The sequence below is a fragment of the Bartonella fuyuanensis genome, assembly GCF_014197255.1.
Lineage (GTDB): Bacteria > Pseudomonadota > Alphaproteobacteria > Rhizobiales > Rhizobiaceae > Bartonella > Bartonella fuyuanensis.
Genome location: NZ_JACIFE010000030.1, coordinates 1 through 8,345, shown reverse-complemented (window position 1 = coordinate 8,345; position 8,345 = coordinate 1). Strand labels below are relative to the sequence as shown.

Here is an 8,345-nt window from a genome sequence, read left to right as displayed (position 1 = left end):
AAAAAACAAAAAACGACACAGAGCTTACAGAAGGAGAAAAAGAAATCCTTCAAGAAATTATCATGACCTATAAAAGTGTAAAAGTGATGTCACGTCTCATGAAGTGGATAATATTTTTTCTTTTTTTGCTTATTCTTGATTTTGCTCGCCTTATGGATGCCATAGATGATGTCATTGCACATCTAAAACATTGGTTTACCAAGAGTTAGCTATTCCAAAATCTTTCACAAAAACTCTCAAAAATATTTTCTAGAATCATAAAAAGATTTCTTTTCTAGCAGAACTTTCTAAAGGATTACATCATTTGGCAAAATTTTACGCAAAATTCGCCCTGATTGCTTCAAACACCTCTTAGATATGGCTAATAAACTAGGCATATCTGTAGCATTTTTATCTTCTGTCGAGATTGGCAAGAAATCTGTTCCAGTAGGCATGGAAGACAAGATCATAGAGCTTTATGATTTGGATAGAGATATGACTTCTCTCTTAAGAAAAGAGGCTGATATCTGTCGTAAGAATTTTACAGTCAAACCTTCTGACTCATCTGGGCATGAAGCTATGGACATGTTTGTTAAAACTTTAGAAAATTTTTCACAACAGGATTCGGCAGAATTTAAAAAATTGTTGGAGAAAGTTAGGAAAAAAGGAAGTGCTTTGGAGAGGTATATTGGAAAATCCTATTCCCGAACCTTTATTTATTTATCCCGAACCTTAAAAAAACACATGCAAAATCAAAAAGTTATAGCACGATAAAAGCTCCGTGGCGGAGAGGAAGAGATTCGAACTCTCGAGAGCCTTTTGAGCCCTACTCCCTTAGCAGGGGAGCGCCTTCGACCACTCGGCCACCTCTCCAAAGAGAGGCATAAATGGTATCAACAGAAAGTGCAAGACATTTTCGATTTTTTTCCAAAATATCTGAAACTTTTCTCCTTTATGAACCCATAGGGATTAAAAATTAACAAAACAAAAATTGTGTCTTTTTTATCACATTATTTCGAATAGTACACGCATACATTACAAAAAAGTAATTTCATATTTGAATATCTAAAAAGATTAGTATAGCTAAAATGATGCGTATTGCGTACTTTATTGTGTCTTTTAGCTTTAATGAGTTAGGCAAATAACATTCTTTAGAAGAAGATTAAACCGACCTCGGAGATCCCATATGAATATTAAATCCCTCTTTTTAAGCTCTACAGTAGTTTTTTTAGCAATTTCTAGTACCCATGCTGCTTCAACAGTTGTTGCCGAACCTGAACCTGTGGAGTATATTCGCGTCTGTGATGCCTACGGAAAAGGATATTTTTATATCCCTGGAACAGAAACTTGCATGCGTTTATCAGGGAATATCCGTGCTGATTTTATAGGCGGTGATAACATCAATGCAACAACCGAAACTGAACTGAATAACAAAAGAAAAACTTATAGTGCCTCATCACGACTCACTCTTGTTTTTCAAGCAGCTTCTGAAACAGAAATGGGAACCCTTCGTTCATATGCAAGAATTTATTCAAGCTGGAGTAATGGCAATGATCAGGCTGGTGCAAAGCTTTCAGCCGCTTACATTGAACTAGGTGGTTTTCGTGTAGGTCTTGACGATACAATTTTCAATAGCTGGACTGGTGGTTATGGAAATGTTATTAATGATAACAGTATCGCTCCTTCCGGCACAACACGCACTAATTTTATTTCCTACACCTTTAGTGGTGACTCTGGTTTTTCTGCTATTATTGGAGTTGAATTGGGCAATAATGCAGATACTCTTCTTGGGAAAACAGAAACAAACGAAGCGGTAAAATTCTACATTGAGAAAGATGGTATTTCTGTCCTTGCGGATATTCTTCCAAGTAAAGCAATTAAAAATTACACACCCAATGTGGTTTTGGGTATAAAGTTTATGCAAAAATGGGGTGGTTTTTCAGCAGTTACTGCATATGATACTTATTACAAAAAGTGGGCTGGTAAAATCCGTACAGATTTCAATATTAATGATCGTTTCAATTTATGGTTCATGGCTGGTTATAAAAATGGCACTGATTACTACACAGTAAATGAAAACGATGAGTTATCACGAAAAAGCACAACGATCTATGCAAATTGGGGTGGTAAATGGGCTGCGTGGGCAGGTACTACTTACAAACTCACTCCAAAAACAAATTTGAATACTCAAATTTCTTATAGTGCTGTAAAAACCTTTGCAACTTCTGTAAACATTGCATACACACTAGTTCCGGGATTTGTGATTACCCCTGAAGTGACCTATGTTTCTTGGAACGATGATCGCGTTATAAAGAACGCAAGTAATGATAAAAGATATCTACTGAATGGAAAAAGTGCTTTCCAAGGTATGATCCGTTTACAACGTTCATTCTAATTCTATTAGGATTTAGCTTCTAAAAACTGACAACATGAGTTGTCAGTTTTTATTTTTGAAATCAGATATTATAAGCATCCCTTCCTGATACGTATTTTTTACCTTTTTTCTGACGAAAATGGCTTCGTTTCACAAAACCATTCCCTGCAGATTAACTTGATATGTAGGCAAACTCTTTTATTTTATTACAAAATTGATTTTTCTTCATAACTGCCAAAATCTTGACCATCAAGAAACATACTATCAAAACGATGCAAATACCCTCTAAAACAATAAAAGAGAAAATAGATATATCTTCAAAAATGAGTTTCCCTCTTCCTATATCTAAAGAATAAAGACTCCTACCTTTCCAAGCAATAAGTTAATTTATTACAATTTATTTTTTTCTTGTTGAATAAAAGTTCTGAATATCTTAAAATTCTTTCATGCTAAACTTGTTTATTTTGAATCAACTAAAATCATTCATTTGCAGATTACAAGCAAGGGAATCCGTGTAAAAAAGAACAAGTCAAGAAAAGAAACGCCTTTTATGAATCGTTTCAAGAGCTAAAAACTGTAGCAACATTGAAGGCTAAAAAATAATCTGATAGTATAAACACTTTTTATTAAACATAAAGATGGTAACCTACAACAAACTACACGCTTCATAGAGGATTTTATATTCTTTACGAACATCATATAAAATATATGTTGTGATATACACTAAAAAATATTTCTTTAAAATAAGTACACCAATATCCAATACAAGTTCGTGATGTTTGAGGTTTTCTATTTTGCACGAGGAAAGCCAAGCGCCTATTACACTCAATATCTTGGCTTTGCATATTTTAAAAGCGAGCAGAATATAAAACAAAGATACAAAAAAGACCTTTCAGAAAACCATAAAGTTTTTCGTAGCACTATGTTTTCTTTCCCATGAAACACCTTATCCTATAGATAGGACTTTTTGCACTATACATGCCTCCTTTTTACATGAAACCAGCCAGTAAAAACCACCTATTTTAATAATAAAAAACACCCAGCTGCAATTGTAATATACTTTTCAAGTAAAATGAACTCAATTCATGGAAAATATTTATCAACTAATGCATAAAGAATCGCTGCAGTTTCAACATCTAGAAGCCCATCATAATTTTCTTGACGAAAATGAAGTTGAAACGCTCTAATCAAATTTTTGTATCCTATTTCGGTACACGCAACTGAAATATCATATCCATAACATTTTAACTTAGATAAAACATCCGCTTTGGACGGAAAATTCTTAGAGAATTGCTCTTGATAATAATTTTTTTGTTCATCATCATACCATGCCCCTATACCAGCCACATAAAGTTCTTTCCATGGAAAAGCTGCTCCTGGATCACTTTTTCTTCCAATAGCAATATCGCTATGCCCCACAACATCAGTAGGCATAATATCGGGATACCGTTGAAGAATATTCAATGCAAGTTCCTTAACGGCATCAATTTGTATTGGGTTATAAGGAGGAAAGATAAACCCCTCATTACAATAATCTATTAAATCGACTGTTTTAACCTGAGGGAATTTATCACTTCCGTGTTTACTCTTTGTCCATGAAACGACATCAACCTGTAATCGACTTTCATGATTAACCGACTTTAAAGTGTGTTCATCCTTTCCAATCGTCTCAATACAAGTCTCTTTTGAATAATTAGAATGATCAGTCGCTAAATTAACAATTTCAATCCCAATAGATGCATGATTGAGATGACTATACCCAGCCCATGAACTAACACCTGCATGCCATGCACGCTCATTTTCATCAACCAGATTAAAAATACGCATATCCTTAAATCCTGCTTCGCTGTATACATGATCCGAAGGATCAGGAACAAGATAGTGTGCACTAACCTTTTCTCCTGTAAGTGCCATAACCGAAGCTTTAAAATCAAGAGACGTATAATGCATAACAAGAAAACGAACACGACGATTAAAACTCTTAACAGAACGATAGCTATTATAATCAATCTGATACATAAAAGCCCTTCCTTTTTCGCTTACAAAAACCACCAAGCATCAAAACACATAAAACACAAAATATTGAGAAAACCTCTGCAATACGCTCTCATTTAGATACCAAGAATTACGCCTAAAATTTGTTCATCAAAAACCTCAACACTTTTATCAGCAATCAATACACATTTTTATCCGCCCCTCTCCACACACATAAAAACTACACCTATTTGTCATTTTATCAGTAAAGCGGTTGTGTATAGAGAAAAGTAATATAATCCTCCTTATAACTTCCCATCTGCACTGTTAGTGTAGCCCACCCAAGACTTTCCTGCTGCTTTTCTAATATCTCGATAGAAGATAATAAGCTAACCTCAATCTGCGAAATATTTTCTGCATTTTTTTCTATGGGTTGAAACTATTTTAAATGGATTATTAATCAACCAATAAACCTCTGCATACATTGCCAATTTTTTCAGGACATTGACTTATAAAGATAATTTACTATTTCCCTATATTGAATTTAAAAACCGAATATAGTAAGGTTTTTTATTCTAACCCCACTCAGATTGGATCAATTAATATCACTTATTTACACATCATAAGCGAAGCTTGTGTGTGGGTAAAATTGTATAAGAAAAAAGTAAAAATAGCTCTTATTGATCATCTTAATGCAAGATCTGTCGCAACATTTCTGGCGTAGCCTAACTTTTGGCGAAACTGAATAACAGAAGAAATATAAGAAAGTTGTTGTCCCCTTAAATGCGATGAAAGTTCTTTTAAAGCAGCTTCTTTGCCTTTGCTCGTCACAGCACCAAGTAAAATAGCATCACTTTCAAATTTTTTTTTGCTAGGTCGTTTGGGGAACCGTATCGCTTTCCTTTTTCCAACATTCCCAACCAACATCGCCCATAGGCTAATTCAATCAGCAGCTGAAATTGCTCTAAAACCACCAACGCAGCATCACAGACTTCAGCACCTACACCATCACCAGGTAACACAAGAACTTTCTTCTTCATACCTCCTCTAGTCATTCGCTAATGATTGTATTCGTCATAACAGGATTATCATCCCACAAACGCATACCAACACCAGAAAAGATTTTATATTCATAATTTAGACAGTGGCTGCTGATTTGATTGTCTACCGTTGCAAGTTGCAACTTTTCACCCATCAAAGCTAAAAATCTCCCCGTATATTTAACTATTTTATCTCTAGCATCCAGAGCCAATAAAAGTTTAAATCCTCTTGTCATCCGTTCAATTGCAATGCTTTTTTAAGCATCAGTAAGCTTCAATAGTCTCTTTTCTTAATTGCACCAATAGGCTGCACAAAAACATCTAATATTGCCAAAGCTCCTGACAAATCACCACCTTCCAGTAAAGTAAGAAGATATCCAAACCATTTTTGCAAAAGAAAATTTGGATAGCCAAGTGCACTTACAAGAAAGCACTGCTTGAGCATTGAGAAGTTTTGCTCCAACATTTTACCAATGTTCCTGCCATAAAAGAACCACAAGTATAAGAGGATTCTGAAAGCAATTTTTGAGCTCTAATGTAAGTGAAAGAATAACTTCTATCGTAGAGTTACTAGAAAAAAGAGATCACGTATCTAATAGCATAACCCTAAATCCTTTTTCTAAAAATAAATTTTTAAATGAACTGCAAAAAAAATCCTTTATCCCAGATTGACATTACAGACGCAAGAATAACAATAGGAAAATACATTGACCAATTTTCTCCTTGTTTCAAAACATACATTACAGCAAAAGCTCTTCCCATCCAGTATAATGAAAATACAGATATGTTGAAACTCTGAGCCCATAAGCTCCCCCTATAATAACCGATTTTTTAAACTCAAAAAGCTTATGACAAATTTTAACTCTACTCAATCAAAACAACTTAATAGAAAAAAACACCCAATGGAACAGATATTCTATTCGTACAAAACATCAGAAACATTTCCGCATAATGCTCTCCATTTATCATTCAGCTCATTTCTGAAATCATAAAATCACGCACATTTCGAATATAAATGATAAAACCAATCACGCAACCCATTGCTAACAACGTTGCCATAGCCCGCGGACTATGATCAGATATCTTCCCGATAACCGCCGCACTTAGCGCTGCACTTCCTAATTGCAAAAATCCCATAACACCCGAAGCTGCTCCAGTAGCTTGCGGATGCGATGAAATAGCCAACGCAGTTCCTAACGGTAATAAAAAACCATCGCCAAAAGTAAAAACAGCAATCGCAATAAAGCTAGTCACAAGAGGCCATGGACTTAGATACATTTGCAAAGAAAAGAGCACGCCTCCTATAGCAAAAATAATATATCCACGACAAACGGTTTTTTCCATAGGCTCACGTTCAAAAAACCATCGCGCCAAAAGATTTCCCAAAATATAGGGCAACGAAATACCCATATAACTATAACTAATGTGTGTGGGCGATAACCCCAAAGTCGTAAGTAAAAAAGGCGATTCTACAATATAAGCAAAATAAGTTGCATAAGAAAAACACGGAATAAGCGCATAAAAAATAAATTGTTTATTTCTAAAAACACCTAAATATCCCTTTATAAATCCTACAAGAGAAAAATGCTGACGCTTTTGAGGAGACAGAGTTTCAGTTAGCACAAAACAGGACAACAAAATGGTTAAGAATATAAAAAAACTTAAAAAGATAAAAGTTGCCTGCCAATGAAAGGCTTGTATCAAAAATCCACCAATCAAAGGAGCCAGTGCTGGTGACATTCCAATAAAAGGAAAAACAATCAAATAGAGTTTTCCTGCTGCTTTTTTATCCAATAAATCATTGATAATCGCCCGACTTAACACAACCCCCGCACAAGCACCAAGACCTTGCAAAAAACGTAACACAAGAAAAGCGTGAATATGAACCGTATAAATCACACCAAGTGTCGTGAATAACCACAAGAATAAACCCAATAGAAGTATTTTTTTACGCCCAAAATTATCACTCAGTGGTCCATAAATGAGCTGTCCAAGTGCCAACGCAAACAAAAAAACTGCCACCGCACTCTGAATTTGAGATTGTGTCACTTGATAATATTGACGCATCTCTCCCAATGCTGGTAAAAAAATATCGGTAGAAATCAATCCCCCCGTCGATAAGCATATAATAAGTATAATAAATAGAAAGTTATATTTATGAATCATAAAGAAAATCACACTTTTCATCTAGATATTAAATAATATTTAATTGAATATAATTATATTTTATGCTTACATATAAATAATAATTATTAAAAGTGTTATTATTTTACTTTATAAAAATATTATTTTTTTGCTAGACAGAGTTTTATTTTACCTACTTCCCAAGAAAAAAATATCTCATAAAGAAGCTTTCCTGTATACATATTCTACTATAACATATCTCAGTATTTTTTATAGATACCATAGGTAAAATACATTGATATCACATACCCTCTCCGCAATAATAATGCTATTTTTTAGCCAATCTCGAACAAAATAAATCTACAAAATTCCAAGATAAAATGAGCTATTAAATTACGACCATGCACAGTCTATAACACAAAAAAAGCTTAAAGATATTATGAACACAAATAACTGTAGAAAAAATCTTAATCTATCTACTATACCATAAAATATAGGAATCATTCCGAAAACGAGCTCACAGCCAAATATATTATATTTATTTCTATATTCTAATTATTTCATAAAACTCTTCATTTAGATAAGAGAAACATCAAAAAAATTATCCTCTAAACACATGAACTAATATGGTATTATAATAAATCAGTAAGATTTTTTATTTAATTTAATTCATAATCGCTTATAACGTTCTGAATTATTAATCTTTACTCTCAAAACATACCTAACTCTCTAACCCCATTTCTAAAACCTTTTTTTAAGGGTGTGAGATATTTTTTCAAAGTAACAAGCTCACTGCGTAATTTTACAAGCTATGTTTTCATAAATTTTAGAATTCAATTTTTTAAATTATTTAT

General features: G+C 33.7%; 6 protein-coding genes, 1 tRNA gene and 2 pseudogenes. 3 read left to right on the top strand and 6 right to left on the bottom strand.

Annotation, left to right across the window (positions count from 1 at the left end):
• Nucleotides 1–209, top strand: a 209-nt coding sequence (locus tag GGR08_RS07215) for a hypothetical protein (protein ID WP_183194656.1), incomplete at its 5' end; no start/stop codon positions are given.
• Nucleotides 210–294: 85 nt separating this feature from the next.
• Nucleotides 295–657 (top strand): annotated as a pseudogene (locus GGR08_RS07210) (XRE family transcriptional regulator); the annotation flags it as partial.
• A gap of 104 nt (nucleotides 658–761) precedes the next feature.
• Here GGR08_RS07210 and GGR08_RS07205 read toward each other — a convergent pair.
• Nucleotides 762–852: transfer RNA gene (locus GGR08_RS07205), tRNA-Ser, on the bottom strand.
• A gap of 313 nt (nucleotides 853–1,165) precedes the next feature.
• Here GGR08_RS07205 and GGR08_RS07200 point away from each other — a divergent pair.
• On the top strand, nucleotides 1,166–2,374 hold the full coding sequence (locus tag GGR08_RS07200) for a porin (RefSeq protein WP_183194655.1): 1,209 nt from the start codon (nucleotides 1,166–1,168) through the stop codon (nucleotides 2,372–2,374).
• Between the two features lie 1,062 nt (nucleotides 2,375–3,436).
• Here GGR08_RS07200 and GGR08_RS07195 read toward each other — a convergent pair.
• The 5 genes and pseudogenes from GGR08_RS07195 to GGR08_RS07180 form a co-directional block, all read right to left on the bottom strand.
• Nucleotides 3,437–4,372: an N-acetylmuramoyl-L-alanine amidase gene (locus tag GGR08_RS07195; RefSeq protein ID WP_183194654.1), complete on the bottom strand. Its 936-nt coding sequence runs from the start codon at nucleotides 4,370–4,372 to the stop codon at nucleotides 3,437–3,439.
• Nucleotides 4,373–5,035: 663 nt separating this feature from the next.
• Nucleotides 5,036–5,367: pseudogene (locus GGR08_RS07190) on the bottom strand (isocitrate/isopropylmalate family dehydrogenase); the annotation flags it as partial.
• Nucleotides 5,368–5,378: 11 nt separating this feature from the next.
• Nucleotides 5,379–5,603, bottom strand: a complete 225-nt coding sequence (locus tag GGR08_RS08425; RefSeq protein WP_246350194.1) for a hypothetical protein — start codon at nucleotides 5,601–5,603, stop codon at nucleotides 5,379–5,381.
• Nucleotides 5,604–5,641: 38 nt separating this feature from the next.
• Nucleotides 5,642–5,812, bottom strand: a complete 171-nt coding sequence (locus tag GGR08_RS08420; protein ID WP_246350190.1) for a hypothetical protein — start codon at nucleotides 5,810–5,812, stop codon at nucleotides 5,642–5,644.
• A gap of 524 nt (nucleotides 5,813–6,336) precedes the next feature.
• The gene (locus GGR08_RS07180; RefSeq protein WP_183194653.1) at nucleotides 6,337–7,533 is read right to left on the bottom strand and encodes a multidrug effflux MFS transporter; all 1,197 of its coding nucleotides are present in this window, start codon (nucleotides 7,531–7,533) and stop codon (nucleotides 6,337–6,339) included.
• Nucleotides 7,534–8,345 lie beyond the last annotated feature (812 nt).